This is a genomic window from Pseudomonas sp. ZS1P83 (assembly GCF_054897825.1).
Genome location: NZ_CM142706.1, coordinates 3,147,058 through 3,170,860, shown reverse-complemented (window position 1 = coordinate 3,170,860; position 23,803 = coordinate 3,147,058). Strand labels below are relative to the sequence as shown.

Below are 23,803 nucleotides of genomic sequence, written 5' to 3'. Positions count from 1 at the left end.
AAGCGTTGGAGAGGAGTCTATTCGCATAGGTTCGATAAAAAAGCGCAAAGGTTGGGCGCTTATGATCGGTTAAATCGATCTGTCCCGAGCATCCCAGTACTGCTGGGCGGTTTCGAAGGCGCTTTCGCGGGTTTGGCCGAGGCCCCGCAAGGCCAGGGCCATGGTCGAGATCAGCGCCATTTGCGGATAGCTGTCGACCACATCACCACACCACACGGCTTTCAGGTGCTCGGGATCGAGCGCGGCCGGTTTGACATGGCGCTGGCTCGACAGTTGCGGCCATTTTTCATCCCAGCTTTCGCCGCCGGTGGTGCCGTACAGATGACTGTCGGCGTCCGGGTTGATCTCGATTTCGCCGCCGTCGCCTTTCACCACGATCGCGGTGTCGCCGAGCAAGCCACTGGCATCGCGATGCACAGCCTGGTAACCGGGGTGGAAAATGCTTTGCAGGCCACAGCGAGCACCCAACGGATTGAGAATCCGCGCCAGGGAGTGGATCGGCGAACGCAGGCCCAGGGTGTTGCGCAGGTCGATCATGCGCTGGAGTTGCGGCGCCCAATCCACCAGCGGCATGAAGGCCAAACCGCCGTTATCAAGCGCCACACCCACCTGCTGCCAGTCGCGGCACAACGGAATCTTCAACTCATCCAACAATTGTTCGCTATACAGCCGACCCGCCGTGTGCGCGCCGCCGCCGTGCATGAAGATGCGCAGACCATTTTGCGCCAGGCACTTGGCCGCCAGCAGATACCACGGCAGATGACGTTTCTTGCCGGCATACGTCGGCCAGTCCAGATCGACGGCCAGCGCTGGAGGATTCAGACGTTCGCGCAACGCTTCGGTGAAGCCCGCCATCTCCTCAGCACTTTCTTCCTTGTGCCGCAACAGCATCAGGAAGGCGCCAAGCTGGGTGTCTTCGACCTTGTGGTCGAGCACCATGCCCATCGCTTCGCGGGCTTCCTCGCGGGTCAAGTCGCGGGCGCCGCGTTTGCCTTTGCCGAGGATGCGCACGAACTGGGCGAACGGGTGTTCGGCGGGTGTTTCGAGGGTCAGCGCTGGGTAATCGGTCATAAGCAATTCGTCGGTTTGGGCAGGCCCGCCAGTTTCGCGGCGAGTTTGGCAGGGGTGCCTTTGAACAGTCGGTTCAGGTGCAGGCTGTTGCCCTTGTCCGGGCCCAGCTTCGTTGCTGTGTACTTGATCAGCGGACGGGTAGCTGGCGACAGCTGGAATTCGGCATAGAAACTGCGCAGCAGTTCGAGGATTTCCCAGTGTTCGGGGCTCAACTCGATGCCTTCGGCGGCTGCCAGGGCGCTGGCCACTTCAAAGGACCAGTCGCTCAGTTCGACCAGGAAACCGTCCTTGTCCAACTCGATGGCGCGTGCGCCGACCGTCAGGGAGTTCATAGCCAACTGTTGACCTTGTCGTATTGAATCGACAGTTCGACGAAGGCCGGGTAATCGATGGCTTTGGCCCAGTCAGGTAATGGCAGGGCGCGGGCCTGGGCGTCTTCAGCCAGCACAAACAGTGCAGGGCTGCGGGCATTCAGCGCGCTGAACGGCGCGGTGCCAGGCTGCAACGCGTAAGTCGCGTCGCCGCACAGCAGCAGCGCATCGCCAGCGCCGATCACGCGCAAGCAACTGGTCAGGCGATCGTCGCCGAACGGGGAATGAGACAACACATGCAAAGTCGACATCAGAGGGTAATCACCTGGTCGTAACGGTCAATTAATGCGGTGATTTCGTGTGCGGCCAGCACTTGAGCTTCTTCCAGCGCTAAACCGGCCGGGTCCAGACCCCGTTCTGCAGCACTTTCGCCACAGACGAAAAGGTCTTCGACACCAAACATCGGCAAGGCTTGCAGGTTGGCGCTCAGGTCCTTCTGCTGGAGGGTCTTGGCGTCCTGTTTCGCGGCGAGCTGGAACACCCCGTCATCGAGAAACAGCAGGCCGATCGGCAGGTCGAACGCACCGCCAGCCAGCACGATGTCCAGCGCTTCCCGCGCACTCGGTCCGGACCATGGCGCCTGACGGCTGATAATCAGCAAGGATTTAGGCATCTCACGCGCCTCCGAAACAGATCAGACGATCAGCGTCCTGCACCGCGTCATGCAACTGGCCGAGTCCGGACAATTCCCACGGTGCGCCTACAGCAACGGCTTCACGCTGATAGCGTCCGGCTTCTTCTTCGTTCAACACACCACGGCGCAGGGCCGCGGCGATGCACACGACACCGTCCAGTTGATGCTCGGTAACGAAGTTGCGCCATTGCTTGGGTAAGTCCTGCTCATCCTGCGGCGTGACCACGCTTGCGGAGGCGTTGTAGACGCCGTCCTGATAGAAAAACAGCCGGACAATCTCATGCCCGCCGGCCAGCGCGGCCTGGGCGAACAGCAAGGCGCGGCGCGAGGAGGGCGCATGGGCGGCGGAAAACAGCGCGATGGCGAACTTCATGACAGACTCGATCAGCAAAACTGCGGCCATGATAATGCTTTATCGCCGGGGCGGCGAAGGGCGTTTCAGCGCGGCATATACCCCAACTGCCAACGCCGCGGAATTTTCAGCGACAGCAGTCCGATGGCGCCGGCCAGCAGACCGCTGACAAACAGGGCCCTGAGCCCCAGGTGATGTTCCAGCACGGCGCCGATGACCGCGCCAGCAAACATCCCGGTCCAGGGGATCAGTTGCACGCGCCAACCGTTGCGACGTTCGCCGAGCATCCAGCGTCCCAGCCCACGGCCGAAGCGCGACAGGGCGCCGGTGACGTAGGTCAGACCAACCGGCAGACCGTTCACTTCCTCGACGGCGGCATTGAGCATGCCCATGGCGATGATGGCCGCCAGCAACGCCGGCAATTGTTCCTCATAAGGCCAGGCCGCAGCCCCACACAGCAGCGTGGCGATGCACAGCAGCAAGGGCAGCGCCCGTCGGCCGCCGAGGCGGCTGACGACGATACCCAAGGCGTTGCCGACGATGAAGGTGCCCACGAGTATCATCAGGCGCAAGGTCAGGCCCAGGTCGCCATCGCTGATCGCCACGGCGAGGCGGGTGGTGTTGCCACTCATGAACGAGACGAAATCGCCGCTGGCCATGAACCCGATGGCGTCGGTCATGCCAGCGAGCACCGAGAGGCTGGCCACCAGCGACATTCCGATGCGTCCCCGCCATTTCCGGGTATGCAGATGGCCTGGGCTGGCGCGGTCAGTTGAAAGGGATGGCAACATCAGCGAAGGTCGTCCTCAGGCAGCGACCGTGATGGTCACTTACTCAATCCATATAACTCGCAATACTCCAGCCAGTCCATGCCGGCCATCTCGGCCACTTCCTTGTGCACTTCCAGGCGTTGTACCTGATAGTCCTCGGCCGTCGCCGCGGTCAGTTGCAGCGTCAGCTCCCAGGCAAACAATCCCAGGCGCTCGGCCTCGGCTTCAAACGCTTCATGCAAGCGCTCCTCGCGGTACTGCGCCACGGTCTCGCCCTTGGCCTGAGCCAACAGAGGGTTGAGGTTGTCGAGTTCGACGCGCAGTTCAGGGCGCTCATCGAGAAACTTCTTCAGCGCTTGCTCGTGTTGCTGTTCGGTTGCCGCCATGGTCGCTCCTTGAGGCCGGGTTACGAAGATTGCTTCTTGCTGGCCTTGGCCGCTGCTGCCAGGCACTCAAGGGCAAACTGCTCGGGGTACGTCATTTGAATCGGCGTGGTTTCACCTTTGACGGTTCTTTCGCCGTCGAGGATGTAACGAATCCGCTTGTCGGTGACGCCAATTCGCTTGGCAATCCAGGACGGCGTCTGACCGATCTGGCTGATCAGCTTGTCGGCATATTCAGCGGTCGGTTTGTAATATTCAGCGTTGGGTGTCATGGCCTTTCCAAAAAATGAGCCCGGAAAAATGGGCAATGCGGCGTTAATGGCGCGACAGGGTGCGCGAATCGTCACTCGGTGTCGCGGTATAAATGAAGTAAAGCAGAACGATACGCCGTGCCGCGGTGATACAGTCCGCTTTTTCTCGAAGAGCGAACGTAATGCGAATTCTGATGGTGGCGCTGGCCGTAACGTTGCTGGCGGGATGCGCCGGCTCGGCGATGAACGATGCCCGCACTGGAACCCCGTACAAAACCCTGACGTCGGACAAGCCGGAAAAAGTCGTCGCCCAATGTGTGCAGTTTTCCTGGCAGGACGAGGCGGTGTTCGGGGTCGATGCGGGCGCGTATTTGCAGCCTGGCAAGAAGGGTGGTTCCACCGTTTACACGCGCTCGGCCGAGTCCTTTGTGGACGTGACGACTGACGCTTCCGCAACCGTGCTGAATTATTACGCGCAGCATGACGACTTTGTGGCCAAGCGCCGACTGGCGGCGTTGGCGACCTGCTTGTAAGCCGTTTAGCTATTGATCAGGCGCTTCTGGAAAAAGAAGCGCTTGTGACCCGGCGGATAGTCAGCGATCTGGCCTAACTCGCTGTAGCCGAGTTTCTTGTAAAACGCCGGCGCCTGGAAGTCGAAGGTGTCGAGCCAGATTCCGATGCATTCCTTCTCCCGTGCCAGGTCTTCGGCCATTTGCATCAGCTTGGTGCCCATGCCCTGTCCCCGGGCCTGCTCCGGTACCGACAGCAGATCGATGTACAACCATTGGTAAAACACTCGACCGTGAAGGCCACCGAGAATATCGCCACTTTCGTCACGCACCAGCAAGGCAATGGGCTCCTGCGTTGAGACGCCGGCCTTTGCGACGTTATAGGCGCGCAACGGCAACAGGATCGCCTGACGCTCTTCATCCGTGGGGTTTTGCGACCGTTCGATTCGCAGGGTCATCAGCTATTTCCTTATGGCTTGAGTGGACAACAGCCCCAAGCCTATCGCGGTCAGCGGTCGTTGTTCCAGCCCCTGAGGTGGAACCCTCGCCATCGCGCAGATGTCTAGCCTCAAGAGCGTCATTCCAGAACGCGGCCTATGAGGACAATCCGTGAATATTTTTGAAGCCTTGCGCGAAAGCCATGACCGCCAACGCACCTACGCCGATGCGCTGATCCAGACCAACGGCGATACCCCGGAGCGGGTCGAGGCTTACAAGCGGTTCAAGTCCGAACTTCAGGCCCACGAAACCGCTGAAGAGCGCCATTTCTACATCCCGCTGATGGAGTTTGATAACGGCGTCGACCTCAGTCGCCATGCGATTGCCGAACACCACGAGATGGACGAAATGATGGAAACGCTGGACGAGACGGAGATGTCCAGTCCGGCCTGGCTGGTGGCCGCGAAGAAGCTCGCCGAGAAGGTCAATCACCACATGGAAGAGGAAGAGCAGAAGTTCTTCCAGATGGCCGGCAAGTTGCTCGACGACAAACAGAAAGAGACGCTGGCGGGGCAATATGTGAAGGAGTACAAGGCCCAGCTTTCTTAGCGCCAGGCTTTCGTTTTCGCCTAACATGTGCGCCTTCCGACGAAAAAAGGGATGCGTTGTCATGTCGAACACAGCCGAGCGGGTCAACCTCATCGAGTCCCAGGTGTTGTCCCACGACTGGTACCTGCTCAAGAAGATCACCTTCGATTACCTGCGCAACAACGGCGAATGGCAGCGCCAGACCCGCGAGGTCTACGACCGTGGCAATGGCGCGGCGATTCTGCTGCTCAACCGTGAAAAGAAAACCGTCGTGCTGACCCGGCAATTCAGATTGCCGGTGTTCGTCAACGGCCACGATGGCTTGCTGATCGAAGTGGCAGCAGGGCTGCTCGAAGGTGCGGCGCCTGAAGAGCGCATCCGCGATGAAGCAGAAGAAGAAACCGGTTATCGCGTGCACCATGTGCACAAGGTGTTCGAGGCCTACATGAGCCCCGGTTCGGTGACTGAAAAACTGCACTTCTTCATCGCTGAGTACGATGCCGCGTCTAAGGTCAGTGATGGCGGCGGACTGGAGGAGGAGACCGAGGAACTGGAGGTGCTGGAGTGGAAATTCGAGGACGCGCTTGAGGCGTTTTACCGCGGGGAAATCTGCGATGCGAAGACCATCATGCTGTTGCAGTATGCGGCGATGAAAAATATCTTCGCCGACGCTTGAGCGTTAAATCAAAACAATTCCCCCGTCCTGCTGAGGCCTGACCACTCGCAACCTTCAAGCATCAGCAGCCGCTCCTTTGCCTCAAGCCCCCCGGCAAACCCGGTCAACTTCCCCGAAGCGCCAATCACCCGATGACACGGCGCAACAATCGACAGCGGATTCTTGCCATTCGCGGCTCCGACCGCCCGAACCGCACTGGGATTACCGATCTGCCTGGCAATCTCGCTATAGCTGCGTGTCTCACCAAACGGAATGGTCAGCAACGCCTGCCACACCTTCTTCTGAAAGTCCGTCCCGGCAAACTCCAGATCCAGCTCGAAACGATCGCGTGTGCCGGCAAAGTATTCCTGCAACTGTTGAACGGCGCGCACCAGGATCGGATTGTCCGCCGCCTCACTCATCGGCCCGAGCCGTACGCGGTTCGGTTTGTCGTTTTCCCAGAGGATGGCCGCGAGTCTTGAACCGTTCGCGACCAGCTTCAGCTCTCCGACCGGAGACGCCAGGGTGGTGAAGGTATAACTCATGCCGGCGAACTCCGAAAACTGTCAACAGGAGGCAAGCATACTGCCTCGACGGGGAGGCGCAATACGCAATCCCAGCCATACTTGCTTCTGCTCTTGAAGCCTCCCCTCTGTTTTTGTACAGAGCCTAAAAACAAAAAAGAGACCGACTCATGAAGTTCGAACCTTTTGCCAAATCGCTGATTGCGACCTCATTGGCGCTCAGCTGCCTCAGTGCTTACGCGGCCTCCGTGGCGCCGGTCGCGGCCGAAAACGGCATGGTCGTCACCGCGCAGCATCTGGCCAGTCATGTGGGCGTCGAGGTGCTCAAAAACGGTGGCAACGCCGTCGATGCCGCCGTAGCGGTCGGTTACGCGCTGGCGGTGGTTTACCCTGCAGCGGGCAACCTGGGTGGCGGCGGTTTCATGACCATTCAGTTGGCGGACGGGCGCAAGACCTTCCTCGACTTCCGGGAAAAAGCGCCGCTGGCCGCCACGGCAGACATGTACCTCGACAAGGAGGGCAACGTCGTCCCTGACCTGAGCACCCGTGGCCATCTGGCCGTTGGCGTGCCCGGCACCGTGTCGGGCATGGAACTGGCGCTGGAGAAATACGGCACCAAACCCCGCAAGGAAGTCATCGCCCCGGCCATCAAGCTCGCCGAAGACGGTTTTGAACTGGAGCAGGGCGATGTCGAATTGCTGGAGTACGCCACCGACGTGTTCAAAAAGGACATCAAGGATTCCGGCTCGATCTTCCTGAGCAACGGCGAGCCGATGCAGGTCGGGCAAAAACTGGTGCAGAAGGATCTAGCCAAAACCCTGCGGGAAATTTCCGAGAAGGGCGAAGACGGCTTCTACAAAGGCTGGGTGGCCGACGCCATCGTCACCGCCAGTCAGGCAAACAAGGGCATCATCACCCAGGCCGACCTCGACAAATACAAGACCCGCGAACTGGCCCCGGTGGAGTGCGACTACCGTGGCTATCACGTGGTGTCGGCGCCGCCGCCAAGCTCCGGTGGCGTGGTGATCTGCGAGATCATGAACATCCTCGACGGCTACCCGATGAAAGACCTGGGTTACCACTCGGCCCAGGGCATGCACTACCAGATCGAAGCGATGCGCCACGCCTATGTGGACCGCAATAGCTACCTGGGCGACCCGGACTTTGTGAAAAACCCGATCGCTCATTTGCTGGATAAAAACTACGCCACCAAAATCCGCGCGGCCATCGACCCGCAGAAGGCCGGCGTGTCCCGCGAGATCAAACCTGGCGTGGCGCCCCACGAAGGCAGCAACACCACCCATTACTCCATCGTCGACAAGTGGGGCAACGCGGTCTCGGTGACTTACACCCTGAATGACTGGTTCGGCGCTGGCGTCATGGCCAGCAAAACCGGGGTCATCCTCAACGATGAAATGGACGACTTCACCTCGAAAATCGGTGTACCGAACATGTACGGCTTGGTTCAGGGGGAGGCCAATGTCATCGCTCCCGGCAAGGCACCGCTGTCGTCCATGAGCCCGACCATCGTCACCAAGGACGGCAAAGTCGTGATGGTCGTCGGCACTCCCGGTGGTAGTCGCATCATCACCGCGACCTTGCTGACCATCCTCAACGTGATCGACTACGGCATGAACATCCAGGAAGCGGTCGATGCACCCCGTTTCCACCAGCAATGGTTGCCGGAAGAGACCAACCTGGAGACCTTCACCACGAGTCCGGATACGGTGAAGATGCTCGAAAGTTGGGGGCACAAGTTTGCCGGGCCACAGGATGCCAACCATGTGGCGGCGATTCTGGTCGGCGCGCCTTCGCTGGAAGGCAAACCGGTGGGCAAAAACCGCTTCTATGGGGCGAACGACCCACGGCGTAATACCGGGTTGTCGCTCGGTTATTGAGGGTTGTTTTTGAAGGGGACGGATTATTTTTCGTCCCCCGATCCACTGACTTTGCAAGGAAGGAACCATGGCTACCGCACTGCTGATCATCGACGTCCAGCGCGCCCTGTGCACTGGCGAGTACGAATGTTTTGAGATCAAGCGCGTCATCAAGAACATCAACGGCCTCAGTGTCCGAGCCCGAGAAGCCGAGATACCGGTCATCCTCATCCAGCACGAAGAAGAGGGCGACTTACTGCAACACGGTTCTGAAGGCTGGCAGTTGGCTGACGGGCTGGAAACGTCACCCCAAGACCTGCGCGTTCGCAAAACCACGCCGGATTCTTTCTACCAGACCAACCTGGGCCAACTCCTTCAAAAACAGGACGTTGCCCGCCTGATCATTTGCGGGCTGCAAACCGATTATTGCGTCAACGCCACCGTGCGTGAGGCGCTGAAACTGGGGTACGACGTGGTTCTTGCTGCTGACGCCCATTCCACCGTCGACAACGGCAGCATGGCCGCCGACGACATCATCGCCGAGCACAATACTGCGCTGGCGCGGCTGACGAGTGCGATCTCCCGAATCGACGTTATCCCGACCAGCGAAATCCGCATCTAAGTGCCGAAGATGTCGATCAACTCCGCTAGAAAAGCGCTCACCACATCACGCTGACGCGCCGAATGCCTGACCGCCGCATGAAAGCCGACCTCATAGCGCAGCAGCTCAGGATTCAGCGGATGTAGCTGACCCAGCTGTTCATGCTTCGCCGCATAGTGCTGCGGCAGAAAGCCCAAATGCTGGCCCGACAGACAGTACGTCCGCAGTACCTTCGAGCAGCGGTTGGGGTGATGCATTTTTGGAGCAAGTTGCCAGCACCTCATCGGCACTGGTTCTGAAGCTACGCGTCAGGTTGGCTCTTTACGCGCTTAATAGCTGTCGTCACATGAGGCACCGCATACGTCTTGTACCAATGATTCATCCCTTCAATGGTTTTCTTGGCGGGAGCGACGTCGTAAGCCCCGACCAACTCCGCGCAAGCCTGCGCCATGGCAACCAGAATACGAGCTGCTTCCGGTACGTAAGGGAGGTCACTCCCGGCCTCATGCCGCTCACGAATAATCTGATAGCGAAGGTTCTCAGGCAGTGTCCAGGCACTGATCAAGAACTCCTGAACGGAGTAATCGACGCCTTTGATAGCTACGGTCGCGGCGCGATGTTCTTCGCAGTAACCCGCCGCTTCGATCTGCTCACAGCTGTCGATGACAGTGTTCATCATTTCTCGAATTTGCTGCCAATCCGTTTTCATTCGAACTCCTTTTCAATGGGGGATTTCAGAGGCTCCCAAGCGTACTCAGTTCTCAATTCGGCGAAGGTTTTATCTGGATAGCTGTATCGCGCTGGACGCCATAACCGCGGCTATGGCATCGTCGAATTAATACACCATGTAGCAAACAGGATCAAAGCAATGGAGGAGGGTGACGAAGTCGGCGCCAATACGTCGATGGCAACGCTGAAAGCATTCAATCTGTGCGTGCTCCAGCTAGGTCGTCTTGCCCGAGAGCGCGGCGCCTCCCAATTCATCGCGGACGGCCTGCAGGCCTTCCGTCAGTTGGTGCCCTTCGCGTCAGCCTGGTGGGGCGAGATGTCCGCATCAGGCGCCAATGCTCCGCCCAAAAGCTGGATGCACGGACGAATCAATCTGACCGAATCGTTTGCCGCCGAATGGCACAAGAGTGCGGGTAACGACAGATTTTCCCATGACACCTTGAGTCAACCCGGCGAGGTCGTGCGCGACAGCGGGTTCACCGACCCGGATGAAGAAGTGGACGCGTTCGCTCGGCGCCACGACCTCTACCACCTGATGTGCATCACCTTCGAATTGCCCGAAAGCGGTTTGATGTTCTTCGTCTGCCTCTACCGCGGCAGTGATGCTGCGGCGTTCACTGACAGCGAGGCCGGGTTGTTTTCGGCGTTCTGCGATCATCTGTTGCAGCTGTGGCGCTTTCAGGTGCAGGACATGATCCGCTTCGACACGGGCAACGGGGCGACTGATTTCGGCGTCGCGCGTATGGACGGCAGTTTGCTGTACGTGGGCGCAAGTCTGTGCGCCGCCATTCAGCGCGAGTTGCCCGGGTGGAGTGGTTCAATGCTTCCCGTTGATGTGATCGCGCAGCTGCAAAAGGCCCCTTGCGTCATGCGCCTGGGTCGCTGCGCGCTGACACTGAGCCCTAACGCCGAGCATGTCATCCTGTCGCTCGAAACACAGTCGCGCGGGGCGGTGCTGGCGCCTCGCGAGCGCACTGCCGCGATGCTGTTCGCGGCGGGCCATTCTTATAAGGAAATTGCCAGGATCCTTGCCTTGAGCCCTGCGACAGTGCGCACTTATTTGCGCAACTGCTACTTGCAGCTCGGTGTGAAGAGCAAGGTGGAACTGGGTTCTGCCCTGCGTTCACCGACCTCGCTTGCGGATGCAGCGCGTCGCGATTAACCCCCGCTATTTCCAATTAATCGCCTTACCCCTCCTCATTTGTGGAGGTCCATCCGACCCCCATGCTCTATAGGGTATGCCCTGCATATCAGGGGTTTGCACGGCAGTCTGTTCGGGCACTTCTAAAACTATAAGAACAGAGGTGAGGCATTTGAAATTTTCCAGGCTATTTATCGCCGTTGCCGCGACAACGGCATTTTCTTGCGTGGCGCTGGTGGGGTGTCAGACCCAGGGTTCGACACCCGCTGACATGGTGATGCGCAACGGCTATGTCTACACCGTCGACGGCCAGAATTCGGTGCAGCAGGCGATCGCCGTCACGGGCGGGAAGATCGTGTATGTCGGCAGCGATGAAGGCGTTTCTTCGTACATCGGCAAGCAGACGCAGCTGATTGATCTGGCGGGCCGCATGGTGATGCCGGGCTTCATCGATGCGCACATGCATCCGGGGGACGGCGGCCGCGCCATGACGCTGTGCGACCTAAAATACCAGACGATGACCCGCAAGGTTTTCCAGGAAACCATTCAGGCATGCCTGGATGCCGACAAAGGCAAAGGCCCCGATGTCTGGCTGGAAGTGGGCAGTTGGGATCGCATAGGCATGGACGGACTTGACGGTGACCCGGACAAGTCGACGCTGGATGCGCTCAAGACCCATCGACCGATTCAGGTTCGTTCCACCGACTTCCATACCGTGCTGGCCAACTCACGCGGCCTGGAAGTGGCTGGCATCAACAAGCACACGGCCAATCCCGGGGATGGCAAGTACGTGCGCGACAGCGCCGGCAACCCGACCGGTATTTGCGAAGACGGTGCTGCCGATGCCATGGCCTCGGTGGTGCCGCCAGCTACCGATGCAGAGAAACTCAAGCAGACCCGCGCGGCGCTCGACGCCCTGCGTCAGCAAGGCATCACCAGTTTCTTCGATGCCTTGTCGGGGCCGGAGAATGGCAAAGCTTTCACCACGTTGCAGCAGTCGGGCGAGCTGACCGCCCGGGCCTTGCTGGCGATCAAACTGGACCCTGCCGCCGCGGCTGCAGACCCGGCGAAAACCATCGCCGAGGCCAAGGCATTGGCCACGACTTACGACCAGGGCGAAGCCAAACCCGCGCCGGGCGTGAGCATGCGCCACGTCAAATTGTTCATGGATGGCATCATCAACGCGCCGGCGGACACGGGGGCAATGTTGACGCCGTACCTGCGCAATGCCGGAACCGATGCAACGCCAAAATGGACGCCAGGCAAGAATGTCGGTGAGCTGTATTTCCCGCCACAGGTGCTCAACCCGTTGCTGCTGAAGGCCGTCCAGGCCGGCCTCGATCCGCACCTTCATGCCACTGGCGATCGAGCGGTGCGTGACTCACTGAACGGCATCGAATACGTGCGCCAGCAACTGCCGGGCAATGGCTTCCGCCCAGCCATTACGCACAACGAGTCGGTGGATCCCGCCGACTATGCGCGCTTCAAGGCACTCGATGTGACCGCCAACATGTCCTTCCAGTGGGCCCAACAGGCGCCGTCCACGGTCGACGGCACCAGCGATCATCTCGGGCCTGCGCGTTTTGCCCGCATGGAGCCCTCCGGCAGCATCGCGCGTGCCGGCGGACGTGTTGCGTATGGCAGCGACTGGCCCGTCGACCCGCTCGACGAATTCCTCGCGCTGAAGGTCGGGGTCACCCGCTCAGGCGATCCACTGAACCCACACAGCTACGGTCCCAAGTACGCGGGCAGGCTGAATGCCGACCCGGCGCTGTCGCGCAATGAAGTGCTGCGCACCATCACCATGAACGCCGCCGAGCAGCTGAAACTGGACGCTGTCGTCGGTTCGGTCGAGGTCGGCAAGTTCGCCGACGTGATCGTCCTGGACAAGAACTTCATGCAAGTGCCCGAGGATGAGCTGGCACGCAATGACGTGCTGCTGACTGTGGTCGGCGGCAAGGTCGTGTGGGCCAAGGCGCCGTTCGCAGGTCTTGATCAGCCAGTTCGAGTAGCCGCAACCCAACAACAATAAAAAGTCTGCCCCAATGCCCGTCAGTTAAACGCGATCTATTGTGGGAGCGAGCCTGCTCGCGATATAGGTAGTCCGTTCCTTTCTCTTCCATACTGACTTCGCTGGAAGTTGGCTGTCGGCGAGGAAGGAACATGCACCTGCGGGCTACGAATATGCTCGCGCAGCACTCGATGATTACGCCTTCACCTTCGAGTCCACAGGTGCGCTTGCGCCCTCTAACGAATTCTCAGGGAAAGCCCGACACGGCTCTCTATATCGCCTTCGCTGGACGCAAGCATGCATGTCCCTGCATGTACTTTAGCGCCTGTGGAGGTGTTCCATGCAAACGCTCCTGTCTCAGAATTTCACTGCTTATATCGGAATTGATTGGGCAGACGCCAAGCACGACATCTGTTTGCAGATTGCTGGAGAGGCGCAGCGGAGTTTCGAGGTCATCGACCACAAGCCCGAGTCGATTGATCGCTGGGCCAAGTCGCTGCATCAACGTTACGGTGGCCCGATCGCGATCGCCGTGGAGTTGAACAAAGGGCCACTGATAGCGGCTCTGCAAAAATATGAGTTTTTTTGTATCTTTCCGATCAATCCGAGCATCTTGGCCCGGCACCGTAAAACCTTCGTCCCCAGTGGCGCCAAGGATGATCCAACGGATGCTCAATGGGCGCTTGAGCTGTTGCTGAATCACCCCGAACGGTTTCCTCAACTGGTCCAGCAAAGCTCCGCCATGCGTTCGCTCGCCAGCCTGACCGAACATCGCCGCGGGTTGGTCGATGACCGGGTCAAGATCAGCAATCGTCTGGTCTGCATGCTCAAACAGTATTATCCGTTGGCTCTTGAGCTGTTTCATGACCATGACACGCTGGTTTTCTGTGAGTTTTTGGCGCGCTGGTCGACATTTGAAGTGCTTAAGCACGCTCGGCCAGCCAGCGTTTTGAAGTTCCTTCACGCGCATAATGTTCGCCATGCTGAGCTCAATCAGCAGCGTTTGGCATTGATCGCCAAAGCCATGCCGTTGACTGAAGATCCAGGCGTGGTCAGTCCTTCAGCGCTGTATGTGCTGGCCCTGGTCTCGCAACTGAAAGGGGTCATCACGGCGATCAAAGATTTTGATCGGGAGATCGAAAAAACTGCCAACACCCTGGCCGACTATCGACTCTTCAAGGCCTTGCCCGGCGCGGGACAGCAGCTTGCACCACGGTTGATGGTCGCCTTTGGTGAGCAGCGTGATCGCTTCAAGGATGCCAGTGCTGTGCAGCGATATGCCGGGATTGCCCCGGTCACCGAACGCAGTGGCAAGAAAAAAGTCGTCCACTGGCGCTATCAATGCGCAACTTTTTTGCGCCAGACCTTTGTTGAGTGGGCTGCACACAGCATCAATCAATCGGTGTGGGCAGAGGCTTATTATCGCCAGCAAAGGGCCAAAGGCTGCTCATACCAAGCGGCCCTCAGGGCCCTGGCGTTCAAGTGGATCCGGATCGTTTATCAGTGCTGGAAGAGCAGCACCGTGTACGACGAAAAGGTTTATTTACAAGCCTTGCTCCGGCACGGCTCACCGTTGACCAGCGAGCCGGACACAGCAAAACCGTGTTGACGGAAAGGCTCAGGGCGTGAAGGCGGTGTATCAGTCGACATTCAGGCTGCCTGATACGCCGCCTTCGTGAGCAGGCTCGCTCCCACATGGGTTGCGTTAACTGCCAGACATTGCCGTCTGCCCATAAGAAGAGAACCCCGTAAATGACCAAGGTCAGCGATAGTCAGCAGCGAAGTCCCCTGATCGAGACACGTTCGATCGATTACATTCCCGAGGCCGAGCGTCATGGCAGCCTCTACAGCCAGTTCACCCTGTGGCTCGGCGCCAACCTGCAGATCACGGCGATCGTCACCGGCGCACTGGCCGTGGTGCTGGGCGGCGATGTGTTCTGGTCACTCATTGGCTTGCTGATCGGTCAGGTGCTCGGCGGTGCGGTGGTTGCCCTGCATGCGGCGCAAGGGCCGAAGCTCGGGCTGCCGCAGATGATCTCCAGTCGTGTGCAGTTCGGGGTCTATGGGGCGGCCATCCCGATTGTGCTGGTGTGCCTGATGTACCTCGGCTTCAGCGCTACCGGCGCGGTACTGTCAGGGCAAGCCATTGCCCAGTTGATCCATGTCAGCGACAGCGCCGGCATCCTGATTTTTGCCACCTGCATCGCGTTTCTGACGATCTTCGGTTACCGGGTTATCCACGTGGTCGGCAGGGTGGCCAGCGTGCTGGGCATCATTGCCTTTGTCTATCTGTTTACCCGGTTGATGACGCTCAACGATATCGGCCTGTTGCTGGAGAACCGCCACTTCGGCTGGAGCACTTTCCTGCTGGCCGTGTCCCTTTCCGCGTCCTGGCAGATCGCCTTTGGCCCTTATGTGGCTGACTACTCACGCTACCTGCCGAGCAAGACCTCGTCCTGGAAGACGTTTACTGCCGTCGGGCTTGGAACGGTGCTGGGCGCCCAGGCGTCCATGGTGCTGGGGGTATTCGCCGCAGCGTTGGCCGGTGCGAACTTCCGCGGTCACGAAGTGGCGACCATCGTCGGGTTGGGCAGCACCGGTGTGATGGCGTCCCTGTTGTACTTGAGTGTGGTGTTCGGCAAGGTCACGGTGTCGACGCTCAACGCTTATGGCAGCTTCATGTGCGTGGCCACGATCATCAGTGGCTTTCGCAGTCGTCTCGAGATCTCCGCCAGGCAGCGCATGGTATTTGTGTTGGTGATTGTCACGGCGTCCACCACGCTCGCGCTGCTGGGTCAGTACTCGTTTCTCAACACCTTCAAGTACTTCATCCTGTTTTTGTTGACCTTCTTCACCCCGTGGAGCGCGATCAATCTGGTGGATTACTACTTCATTAACAAGGAACGCTATGACATTCCGGCACTGTCTGACCCGGCGGGTCGATATGGCCGCTGGAACATGCGCGGGATCAGCGTGTATGTCATCGGCGTATTGATCCAGTTGCCCTTCGTCGATACTCACTTCTACTCCGGCCCGATGGTCGCGCAACTCGGCGGTGTCGATATTTCCTGGATTGTAGGTTTGGTGGTGCCGGGCATCCTCTACTACCTGCTGGCCAGGACCTCAGCGCTTGCTGTATTGCCTGAACAGGGCTCAAAGGCCTGAGATCCGGAACAACTCTCACACTCTTCGCCGGGTGTGAGAGCGCGCTGTCCAGTGACCGGGACAATTGAATAACCGGTGCTAGACTTTCAGGCTGATCAGCCTCAGGCGCTTTCGACAGCTTTCGAACGGAGAAGACATCCATGGACATCCAGGCCCTACGCGCCGACGCATCCCACATCGATAAAATCGCCAGCCTTTTCGACGCCTATCGAGGCTTTTACGGCCAACCGTCAAACCTGGCGCAGTCTCGCGCGTTTATCGCCGAGCGCATCGCCCAGGATGAATCCGCGATCTTCTACGCCCAGGACACCCGCGGCGAAGCGCTGGGTTTCGTGCAGTTGTTCCCGACGTTCTCCTCCATCGACGCACACCGCACCTGGCTGCTTGGCGACCTCTTCACAACACCCGCCGCCCGAGGGCAAGGGGTAGGCACGTTGCTGATGAACACCGCGCGAGCCTTTGTGCTGTTGACCGGTGCCAAAGGCATGGTGCTGGAAACGGCCACGGACAATGTTGGCGCGCAACGCTTGTACGAATCCTTGGGCTATGTGCGCGATACGGGTTACTACACCTACTGCCTCGATTTGAAGCAAGGCTGAGCCATCGGCTGCCGGTTACATCAGCTCCTGCAGGAATGCAGCTTGGGCCTTGGGGCACGTGAGGATGCGGTAACGCGTGCTCCGTGACACATCACGGTCGCGAAAGCGCGTATACACCGGCTGGAAAACTTCACGGCTCAATCCCGGGTGCTGATGCTTCAGGTAGCGTTCACAACACTCGTTGTAGTGTTCAACCGATATGAACGTGTTGAACCAGAAGCGATAGAAATAACCCAGCAGAAAGCCCAGGCTGAAGTCGTGATCCAGCACCGAATGCGCACAGCATTCGAAATCGATCAGGCGCAGCCTGCCATCGGGGCCAATCAAGATGTTCTTGGGATGCGGGTCCATGTGAACAAAGCCCTCGACCAGCGTCTGCCCAAACAATTGGAAGATGTCCAACAGCAACGTTTCGGCCTGTTCGGGTTGGGCGATCAGTCGTTCATCGACGCTGCAATGGTTGTCGAAAAAACTGACCAGCAAATACTCTTCCTTGAGAAACGGAAATCGTCCGACATGGCCGAATGCGGCCACTCTGGGCGACGATTCTGACTTTGCGGACACCACCGACAGATTGATGAATTCGTTGGTCAGGTCATGCAGCCCGAACACACGCTTGAGGCCCAGGAAATTCTGCAACTGCTTTTTCCAGTGGATCAGGCGGTTGTGTTTCAACACCCATTTGCGCTCACCTTCGAGCAGGAACACGCAGCGGGTTTCCTCGGGAATATCCAGCAAAGCATGTTGATCCGGCTTGGCAAAAAAACGCTGAAGCACAGCCACCAGTTCGTTCTGGTCAGACGGATCGAAATGGAAGGTGACGCCAGCGATCTTTTGCTGATTCAGAGGGGAAGTAAGGTGTCTGAGGTGGCGCATGTAAAGTCCCTGCTAAGGCTTTCGGGTCCATAAAACGGCGGCAACGAGCGCGACGCCTTGTCGTTATCGGCAGGACCCCGCAGACCCTTAGCATGCCGAGAATTTCGACCTGGACATGTTCGTCAGCGCGATGACGTGAAACAGATGCAGCGTTACAAGCCGGAGTGGAAGGCGCTCAAACCGCGCTTTTGAGTTCCGTCAGCAAGCGCTCAATCTGCGCCAGCTCCCAGCTCCCAGGTGCTGAGCAAGCTGACCGGGTCGGTGCCGTAACGTTGCCAACTCTCGAACACGCCCTCACGGCCCTCACGGCCGTCCGGGCTCTGGCACCGTCGGCTATGGCGCAGGCGGATGCCATCGAAGTCGAGGGTCAGGCGCCAGCCCTCGATATCGACCTGTACCTGGCCGGGCTCGGATTGTTCCTCGATGCGCAGCAAAGGGCGAATGCCCATCGCGGCGTCGCGCAGTGGCTGGTAAACCTCGCGGGCGGTCAGGGGCGGCACAGGTGTCTCCGGTGAGTTCGTGGCGTAGAAACGGGGTGCACAGGATAGACGATCATGGTGAAATCTCCGCGAGCTTCTGCTCTGGACACCCACTGATCTGGAACCCTACATGAAGAAAGCCGCCGTACTCACCTTCGCCTTGGTACTCAGTACGGGGCTGTTCAGCACGCAAGCACACGCGGCCGGCGATGCTGAAGCGGGGGCGACACTGTTCAAGCGAATATGCGGTGGCTGCCATCAAGTCGGGGAGTCGGCACGGGGTTCTTTCGGTCCGCAGCTCAACGGCATTTTTGGACGCCATTCTGGAAGCACGACGGACTACCAATATTCCGACGCGATGAAATCAGCAGGCATCGTCTGGACCCGCGAAACGCTGACCGCGTACCTCGAAGATCCAAAAGCAGTGGTACCTGGCACGCGCATGATTTTCTGGGGGCTCAGCGACTCGGAAAAGATCGAAAATCTGTTGGCGTACCTTCAGACGTTTCAGCCGCAGTAGGACTTTGTTCGGCGCGCTACATTGATTTGATGGTGGATGAACTGGGTAGCTGATGCTGCTTCTGCGCAAACAGTCAGGCCTTGACCCAGCGTTGACGGCTCCAGCTGCTCAGCGTATCGACGGCCAATACCAGTAACAGCATGGCCAAAATAATAGTGCTGGCTTGAGCTTCCTGGAACAGGCTGAGACTGACATAGAGCATCTGGCCCAAACCACCCGCGCCGACGAAGCCGAGCACGCTGGCCATGCGGATGTTGTTCTCCCAGCGGTACAGGATGTAGGCCAGTAGCTGTGGCAATAGATTGGGCAGTGTGCCGTACCAGAAAGCCCACACGGCATTGGCGCCCTGCAGGCGGATAGCTTCGGCCGGTTCTGGTGGGGTGTTTTCCAGCGCTTCGGCGAACAGGCGGCCGAGCACGCCGGTGGTGTGCAGGGCTAATGCCAGGGTGCCGGCATTCGGACCGAGCCCGGCGGCAAGGACCATCAACGCGGCCCACACCAGTTCCGGAATCGCGCGCAGGGCGTTGAGCACAAGGCGCGACGCGCTCTGCAGCGGCCAGCCGAAACGCCCGGCCGCGGGCAATGCCAATAGCAGACCGAGCACCGCCGCGAGCAGGGTGCCAAGGGCGGACATGGCGATGGTTTCCAGGGCGCCATGGCTGATGGCTTGCAGATGACCAGTGCTCAGGTCCGGACTGAGAAAACGCTGCGCATAGGCACCCATCTGGTTCAGATTGCCGGTGTCAGCCAGTTCGGTGAGGTCGATGCCCAGATAGGTGAACGACGCGGCGACCGCTGCGCCGATGCACAGGACCAATACCAGGTTGAACAGGCGATTCATGCCAGCCTCCAACGCAGCAGGCGGCTGAGTTGATCGGCGAGCAGCACCAGGACGAGGAAGGTCAATAACAAACTGGCCACTTCACCGCCGGCAAACATGCGCAGCGACAAATCCATTTGCTGGCCCAGACCGCCGGCGCCGACGAAGCCCATCACCACCGAGGCGCGGATAGCGCATTCCCAGCGGTACACCGTGTACGACAGCAGCTCCGCAGCGACATTGGGCAGGATCCCGTAGCAAAAGGCCGCGAGCCGACCACTGCCGGCCTGCAGCAGCGCGTGGGCCGGGCGCTGATCGACCGACTCGAAAATTTCTGCGTAAACCTTGCCCAGCATGCCGCTGTAGGTAATGGCAATCGCCAGGACTCCGGCAGTCGGGCCGAGGCCGACGGCGCGCACGAACAGCAGGGCCCAGACGATTTCCGGCACGCTGCGCAGGAAGATCAGTAAACCGCGTACTGGCCAACGTAGCAGTTGGCCCCAATAGCTCGGGTGACCGGCACGGGAGGCAGCAGACAGCGACAGCGCCCGACTGGCCAGCAGGCTGGCGGGGATTGCCAAAAGTAACGCCAGGGCCATGCCGGCCGTGGCGATGGCCAGGGTCTGCAGGGTGGCTTGTAACAACAGCTCAATGAACGCCTCGTCATGGGCCGGAGGCCAAAAGGCTGAGACAAATTTGCCGATCTCGCTCTGACTGTCACTTGCTACCAGTACGCTCAGGTCCAACTCGCTGTAGTGGATGCCAGGCCACAGCAGGGCAAGGGCCAGCAGAATGAGCAGCAGGCGGGGGCGGGAGGCGGGGTCTCGGGTATCGCGCGTCAGCATCGGGGAATCTGCACACTCATGGGTGCCGGAGGAATGGGCGAGGCTTGCAGCTGTTCGTTGGCGTAGAGCTTGTCGAGTAGCTCGCGGTCGACAGCGCCGGCCGGCAGGTCGAACATGATCTGTCCATCACGCAGGCCGATGATGCGCGAAAAATGCACCAGGGCCAGTTCCACCGCATGCAGGCTGGCGACTAAAGTGACGTTGTGCTCTCGGGCATGGCGGCAGAGCACCGAAAGCGTGTGCTCGGCGAGCACCGGGTCCATGGCCGATACCGGCTCATCGGCCAGCAACACCTCGGGCGCTTGATACAACACGCGGGCAATGCCCACGCGCTGTAGCTGCCCACCCGACAGCTGCCGGCATTGCGCGAACAACTTGTCACTCAGGTCCAGCCTCGCCAATGCCGCGCGTGCGCCCGGAATATCCAATGGGTGCAGCAGGTTCAGCAGGCTCTTGCCCAGACCCCACTGACCCAGCTTTCCGGCCAGAACCGCGGTGACCACGCGCAGGCGCGGTGGCAAGGGGGGCGATTGATGTGTCAGACCGATGCGAGCGCGCAGACGCTGACGCTGACGGGCAGAAAGCTGCCAGGGTCGCTCGCCGAGCACCTGCAGCTCGCCGTTGTCCGGTCGCAGAGCGGTGGCCAGCAGGTTGAGCAGGCTCGACTTACCCGCGCCGGACGGACCGATGATGGCGACCTGTTCGCTTGCACCGATGTGCAGGTCCACGCCACGCAGCGCCTGGACGCCGTTGGCGTGGGTAAGGTTGACCTGGGTCATTCGCAACGTCATTTGAGCAGTTCGGCGGCGCGTGCGGCTTCCTCGATACCCTTGTAGTTTTCAGGTTTGGTTTCGATGAATCGGCTGGCGGCCTGCAGATCCAGAATCTCCTTGTCCTTCGGGTTCGCCGGATCGAGAGCAAGGAAGGCTGCCTTTATCTTGGCCGTCAGCGCCGGGTCGAGCGTCCCGCGCACGGTCCAGTTGTAGTCGTAGTAGGCCGGGGTGGTAGCAAACACTCTGACCTTGGTGGTGTCGACTTTGCCGGCGGCGACCAGTTTTTCCCACACGCTGGCGTTCAGAACCCCGGCGTCTACCTTACCGGCCTGGACCCAGGCGACGGTGGCGTCATGGGCACCGGAGTAGCCCACGCGACTGAAGTACGTTTCCGGTTTGATGCCGTCCTTCAGCATGAAATAGCGCGGCATGAGACTACCTGAAGTGGATGACACCGAACCGAAGGCGAAGGTCTTGCCCTTGAGATCAGCGAGGGACTTGATGGTTGAGTCGGCGGTGATGAACTTGCTGGTGAACTGGGCGTCTTGTTCGCGCTGTACCAGCGGAATGGCATTGCCGGTTTTCAGGCGTGCCTGCACGAACGTGAAGCCACCCAGCCAGGCCAGGTCGATTCGGTCGGTGGCCAGCGCCTCGACCACGGCCGGATAGTCGGTAACGGGCACGAACTCGACCTTCATGCCTAATTGTTGTTCCAGATAGAGGCCCAGGGGCTTGAACTTGCGTAGCAGTTCGGTAGGCGCTTCATCAGGAATGGCGCTGACTTTCAGGGTGTCGGCGGCCTGCGCCAGCAGGGTACAAAAAGACAGGGTTAAGCCGATGGTCAATGCCAGGGTACGCTTGAGCATGTAAGTTCTCCGTTTCATTAGCGCAAGAATGTCGATGCGCTAGGCACACGCTGATTGCTGAATGGCGCTTTTTGAGGGTAGACGAAACGCAGCGTCTATATGAACGCCTGCGTCGTTGGCCTGCTTTGCCGTGAGTGGGCGGGATTAGAGCGCGTAATGCCCTAATCCCGCCATGGCTACTTTTTGCCACCCGACAATAGCGGGGTGCGAGGAGGGATTAATCGTTTTGTCCCAATTGACTCGAATGCCGACGCCAAGCGCAGCAGCGTCGAATCGTCATAGGCACGGCCGGCAAATGTCAGCCCGACGGGCATACCGATGTCCGGCATGACGCCCATCGGCACGGTGACCGTGGGAACACCCAGGTGCCGGATGGCGAGATTGCCGTTGGCGACCCATACACCGTTGCTCCACGCGATATCCGCAGACTTCGGGTCGACATCGGCATTCGCCGGCCCAACGTCGGCCACCGTCGGGAATATCACCGCATCGAGCCCCAGCCGATCCATCCAGTCTTCAAGATCGATGCGACGCGTCTTTTCAAGTCCGCGCAGCCCGTCAGGCAACGTGGTGATCTGGTCCCACGGTGTGATGCCGCGCTCGGCCATCTTCACGTACTCGCCCATGCCAGCGGCAAGCTCGTCCTCCCGGTTGGGGAGAGTGCCCGGGTCGTGCGGGAAAATCAGCGGTCCGTCGACATCGGCCAGGCGGTTTAACGTGGGATCGCCATTGGCCCGCAGAAAATCATCGAACGCCCAGGCCGACAGGTCCCACAACTCATGGTGAAGGAACTCTTTGGACACCAGGCCCCGAGTAAACACGGTCGGCGCACCGGGACGATCACCTTCGCAATTGGAGACCAACGGGAAATCGACTTCGACCACTTCCGCACCGGCCGCTTCGAGTGCCTGGCGAGCGGCTTCCCAGAGACCGATCACGGAAGGACGGGTGACGATTCGCTGCCCCGTCGGACCACCGATGCCAGGCGTATCGCTCGTACCGGCATCCGGATCCGCGTTGATGTACATACGGGGAACGCCAAATCGCTTTCCGGCGAGCGCATCAGTATTCGCGGCAAGCGACCCATAGGAGGCGGGACGCACCGAGGCGACACTCGGAATCGGCACCCAGGGTTGCATCCGCCACAGGTCGCCCCGTGTGTCGGGATCATCCGCCACCACTACGTCGAGCACCTCGAGGAGGTCGGCCATAGTTCTGGCGTACGGCACGACAACGTCCATCGTTGGCGTCAACGGCCAGTTCCCGCGCACCGAGATGACCCCGCGCGAAGGCGTATAGGCACACAGACCATTGTTCGATGCAGGACCGCGTCCGCTCGACCAGGTTTCTTCCGCGAGGCCGAATGCCGCGAAACTGGCGGTGGTGGCTGTACCGGCGCCGTTCGATGAGCCTGATGCGAAAGGGGCGGTGAGATAGTCGCCGTTGTACGGGCTCTCCGCACGGCCGTAGACCCCGCGCTGCATGCCGCCGTTTGCCATGGGTGGCATATTGGTCTTGCCCAGACAGATCGCGCCCGCGGCGCGAAGCCGTTCGATCGTGAACGCATCGCGATAAGCATTCAGGTTCGCGAACGCGGGACTTCCCGAAGCGGCGGTGAGCCCCTTCACCAGATAACTGTCCTTGGCCGTGTAGGGAATGCCATCGAGCGGACCCAGCGTCTCGCCCTTGGCCCGACGGGCATCGGACGCCTGCGCCTCGTTGAGCGCCTCGGTGTTTCGAACCACCACCGCGTTGAGGGCGGTGGGCGTGTCGGGTCCGTCGTAGGCATCGATCCTGGCGAGGTAGGCCTGGACAAGCTCAACCGCAGTGGTTCGGCCAGACTCGAGCGCGGCACGCAGTTCGGCAATGGAAACCTCGGTGACCTCGATCATGCTGTTACCACCGGCGGCTGATGGGGGGAGGGGGTGAATGTTTCCATCTCGCTGGGTACTGGG

29 protein-coding genes and 1 pseudogene are annotated in these 23,803 nt (G+C 59.8%); 11 read left to right on the top strand and 19 right to left on the bottom strand.

Going from position 1 to position 23,803, the window contains the following annotated elements; all coding sequences use genetic code 11:
- Positions 1-69: 69 nt before the first annotated feature.
- The 8 genes from ACYZT0_RS15135 to ACYZT0_RS15100 form a co-directional block, all read right to left on the bottom strand.
- Entirely contained in the window at positions 70-1,071 is a 1,002-nt protein-coding gene (locus tag ACYZT0_RS15135; protein ID WP_462041929.1) for a glycosyl transferase family protein, read from the bottom strand.
- Positions 1,068-1,403, bottom strand: a complete 336-nt coding sequence (locus ACYZT0_RS15130; protein WP_462041928.1) for a TusE/DsrC/DsvC family sulfur relay protein — start codon at positions 1,401-1,403, stop codon at positions 1,068-1,070. Before ACYZT0_RS15130 ends, ACYZT0_RS15135 begins: the two co-directional genes overlap by 4 nt.
- The gene (gene tusB, locus ACYZT0_RS15125) at positions 1,400-1,693 is read right to left on the bottom strand and encodes a sulfurtransferase complex subunit TusB (protein WP_462041927.1); all 294 of its coding nucleotides are present in this window, start codon (positions 1,691-1,693) and stop codon (positions 1,400-1,402) included. Before tusB ends, ACYZT0_RS15130 begins: the two co-directional genes overlap by 4 nt.
- Positions 1,693-2,055, bottom strand: a complete 363-nt coding sequence (gene tusC, locus ACYZT0_RS15120; protein WP_462041926.1) for a sulfurtransferase complex subunit TusC — start codon at positions 2,053-2,055, stop codon at positions 1,693-1,695. The genes tusB and tusC overlap by 1 nt, the downstream gene beginning before the upstream one ends.
- A 1-nt stretch (position 2,056) precedes the next feature.
- Entirely contained in the window at positions 2,057-2,449 is a 393-nt protein-coding gene (gene tusD, locus ACYZT0_RS15115; protein ID WP_223430577.1) for a sulfurtransferase complex subunit TusD, read from the bottom strand.
- Positions 2,450-2,514: 65 nt separating this feature from the next.
- The gene (locus tag ACYZT0_RS15110; RefSeq protein ID WP_462041925.1) at positions 2,515-3,219 is read right to left on the bottom strand and encodes a YoaK family protein; all 705 of its coding nucleotides are present in this window, start codon (positions 3,217-3,219) and stop codon (positions 2,515-2,517) included.
- 35 nt (positions 3,220-3,254) lie between these two features.
- A complete protein-coding gene (locus ACYZT0_RS15105; protein WP_462041924.1) occupies positions 3,255-3,584 on the bottom strand; it encodes a DUF6388 family protein in 330 nt (109 codons plus the stop codon).
- Positions 3,585-3,604: 20 nt separating this feature from the next.
- Complete coding sequence (locus ACYZT0_RS15100; RefSeq protein ID WP_008154823.1) at positions 3,605-3,853, bottom strand: hypothetical protein; 249 nt, start codon at positions 3,851-3,853, stop codon at positions 3,605-3,607.
- 161 nt (positions 3,854-4,014) lie between these two features.
- On the opposite strand from ACYZT0_RS15100, the gene ACYZT0_RS15095 reads away from it, so the two are divergent.
- A complete protein-coding gene (locus ACYZT0_RS15095) occupies positions 4,015-4,365 on the top strand; it encodes a hypothetical protein (RefSeq protein WP_283188462.1) in 351 nt (116 codons plus the stop codon).
- Positions 4,366-4,370: 5 nt separating this feature from the next.
- Here ACYZT0_RS15095 and ACYZT0_RS15090 read toward each other — a convergent pair whose 3' ends face one another.
- Positions 4,371-4,799, bottom strand: coding sequence for a GNAT family N-acetyltransferase (locus tag ACYZT0_RS15090; protein ID WP_462041923.1), 429 nt, complete (start codon positions 4,797-4,799; stop codon positions 4,371-4,373).
- Positions 4,800-4,950: 151 nt separating this feature from the next.
- Between ACYZT0_RS15090 and ACYZT0_RS15085 the strand changes: the two genes are divergently transcribed.
- The gene (locus ACYZT0_RS15085; protein ID WP_462041922.1) at positions 4,951-5,388 is read left to right on the top strand and encodes a hemerythrin domain-containing protein; all 438 of its coding nucleotides are present in this window, start codon (positions 4,951-4,953) and stop codon (positions 5,386-5,388) included.
- Between the two features lie 61 nt (positions 5,389-5,449).
- Positions 5,450-6,043, top strand: a complete 594-nt coding sequence (locus ACYZT0_RS15080; protein WP_462041921.1) for an NUDIX domain-containing protein — start codon at positions 5,450-5,452, stop codon at positions 6,041-6,043.
- Positions 6,044-6,051: 8 nt separating this feature from the next.
- Here ACYZT0_RS15080 and ACYZT0_RS15075 read toward each other — a convergent pair whose 3' ends face one another.
- On the bottom strand, positions 6,052-6,567 hold the full coding sequence (locus ACYZT0_RS15075; RefSeq protein ID WP_462041920.1) for a methylated-DNA--[protein]-cysteine S-methyltransferase: 516 nt from the start codon (positions 6,565-6,567) through the stop codon (positions 6,052-6,054).
- Between the two features lie 149 nt (positions 6,568-6,716).
- Between ACYZT0_RS15075 and ggt the strand changes: the two genes are divergently transcribed.
- Together ggt and ACYZT0_RS15065 are read left to right on the top strand one after the other, a co-directional pair.
- Complete coding sequence (gene ggt / locus ACYZT0_RS15070; protein ID WP_462041919.1) at positions 6,717-8,444, top strand: gamma-glutamyltransferase; 1,728 nt, start codon at positions 6,717-6,719, stop codon at positions 8,442-8,444.
- Positions 8,445-8,511: 67 nt separating this feature from the next.
- Complete coding sequence (locus tag ACYZT0_RS15065; protein ID WP_462041918.1) at positions 8,512-9,045, top strand: cysteine hydrolase family protein; 534 nt, start codon at positions 8,512-8,514, stop codon at positions 9,043-9,045.
- Here the strand turns inward: ACYZT0_RS15065 and ACYZT0_RS15060 are convergent.
- Positions 9,042-9,236: pseudogene (locus ACYZT0_RS15060) on the bottom strand (LysR family transcriptional regulator); the annotation flags it as partial. The gene ACYZT0_RS15065 and the pseudogene ACYZT0_RS15060 overlap by 4 nt on opposite strands.
- 89 nt (positions 9,237-9,325) lie before the next feature.
- Positions 9,326-9,733, bottom strand: a complete 408-nt coding sequence (locus tag ACYZT0_RS15055; RefSeq protein WP_462041917.1) for a hypothetical protein — start codon at positions 9,731-9,733, stop codon at positions 9,326-9,328.
- A 159-nt stretch (positions 9,734-9,892) separates the two neighbouring features.
- Between ACYZT0_RS15055 and ACYZT0_RS15050 the strand changes: the two genes are divergently transcribed.
- The 5 genes from ACYZT0_RS15050 (at position 9,893) to ACYZT0_RS15030 (ending at position 16,669) form a co-directional block, all read left to right on the top strand.
- The gene (locus ACYZT0_RS15050) at positions 9,893-10,915 is read left to right on the top strand and encodes a helix-turn-helix transcriptional regulator (protein WP_462041916.1); all 1,023 of its coding nucleotides are present in this window, start codon (positions 9,893-9,895) and stop codon (positions 10,913-10,915) included.
- Positions 10,916-11,066: 151 nt separating this feature from the next.
- A complete protein-coding gene (locus tag ACYZT0_RS15045) occupies positions 11,067-12,926 on the top strand; it encodes an amidohydrolase (protein ID WP_462041915.1) in 1,860 nt (619 codons plus the stop codon).
- A 319-nt stretch (positions 12,927-13,245) separates the two neighbouring features.
- The gene (locus tag ACYZT0_RS15040; RefSeq protein ID WP_462041914.1) at positions 13,246-14,514 is read left to right on the top strand and encodes an IS110 family RNA-guided transposase; all 1,269 of its coding nucleotides are present in this window, start codon (positions 13,246-13,248) and stop codon (positions 14,512-14,514) included.
- Positions 14,515-14,657: 143 nt separating this feature from the next.
- Positions 14,658-16,070 carry a purine-cytosine permease family protein gene (locus ACYZT0_RS15035; protein WP_462041913.1) on the top strand — a complete coding sequence of 471 codons (1,413 nt, stop codon included), beginning with the start codon at positions 14,658-14,660 and terminating at the stop codon, positions 16,068-16,070.
- A gap of 140 nt (positions 16,071-16,210) precedes the next feature.
- Positions 16,211-16,669, top strand: a complete 459-nt coding sequence (locus ACYZT0_RS15030; protein ID WP_462041912.1) for a GNAT family N-acetyltransferase — start codon at positions 16,211-16,213, stop codon at positions 16,667-16,669.
- 15 nt (positions 16,670-16,684) lie between these two features.
- Here ACYZT0_RS15030 and ACYZT0_RS15025 read toward each other — a convergent pair whose 3' ends face one another.
- Together ACYZT0_RS15025 and ACYZT0_RS15020 are read right to left on the bottom strand one after the other, a co-directional pair.
- The gene (locus ACYZT0_RS15025; RefSeq protein ID WP_462041911.1) at positions 16,685-17,545 is read right to left on the bottom strand and encodes a phosphotransferase; all 861 of its coding nucleotides are present in this window, start codon (positions 17,543-17,545) and stop codon (positions 16,685-16,687) included.
- 209 nt (positions 17,546-17,754) lie between these two features.
- Positions 17,755-18,045, bottom strand: a complete 291-nt coding sequence (locus tag ACYZT0_RS15020) for a DUF7693 family protein (RefSeq protein WP_462041910.1) — start codon at positions 18,043-18,045, stop codon at positions 17,755-17,757.
- 109 nt (positions 18,046-18,154) lie between these two features.
- On the opposite strand from ACYZT0_RS15020, the gene ACYZT0_RS15015 reads away from it, so the two are divergent.
- Positions 18,155-18,544: a c-type cytochrome gene (locus tag ACYZT0_RS15015; protein WP_462041909.1), complete on the top strand. Its 390-nt coding sequence runs from the start codon at positions 18,155-18,157 to the stop codon at positions 18,542-18,544.
- A 73-nt stretch (positions 18,545-18,617) separates the two neighbouring features.
- Here ACYZT0_RS15015 and phnE read toward each other — a convergent pair whose 3' ends face one another.
- From phnE to ACYZT0_RS14990, 5 genes are all read right to left on the bottom strand, one after another.
- A complete protein-coding gene (phnE, locus tag ACYZT0_RS15010; protein WP_462041908.1) occupies positions 18,618-19,385 on the bottom strand; it encodes a phosphonate ABC transporter, permease protein PhnE in 768 nt (255 codons plus the stop codon).
- A complete protein-coding gene (locus ACYZT0_RS15005; protein WP_462041907.1) occupies positions 19,382-20,209 on the bottom strand; it encodes a PhnE/PtxC family ABC transporter permease in 828 nt (275 codons plus the stop codon). The genes phnE and ACYZT0_RS15005 overlap by 4 nt, the downstream gene beginning before the upstream one ends.
- Positions 20,203-21,000: a phosphonate ABC transporter ATP-binding protein gene (locus tag ACYZT0_RS15000; RefSeq protein ID WP_462041906.1), complete on the bottom strand. Its 798-nt coding sequence runs from the start codon at positions 20,998-21,000 to the stop codon at positions 20,203-20,205. The genes ACYZT0_RS15005 and ACYZT0_RS15000 overlap by 7 nt, the downstream gene beginning before the upstream one ends.
- The gene (locus ACYZT0_RS14995) at positions 20,997-21,848 is read right to left on the bottom strand and encodes a putative selenate ABC transporter substrate-binding protein (protein WP_462041905.1); all 852 of its coding nucleotides are present in this window, start codon (positions 21,846-21,848) and stop codon (positions 20,997-20,999) included. The genes ACYZT0_RS15000 and ACYZT0_RS14995 overlap by 4 nt, the downstream gene beginning before the upstream one ends.
- 176 nt (positions 21,849-22,024) lie before the next feature.
- On the bottom strand, positions 22,025-23,740 hold the full coding sequence (locus ACYZT0_RS14990; RefSeq protein ID WP_462041904.1) for an amidase: 1,716 nt from the start codon (positions 23,738-23,740) through the stop codon (positions 22,025-22,027).
- Between the last annotated feature and the right edge of the window lie 63 nt (positions 23,741-23,803).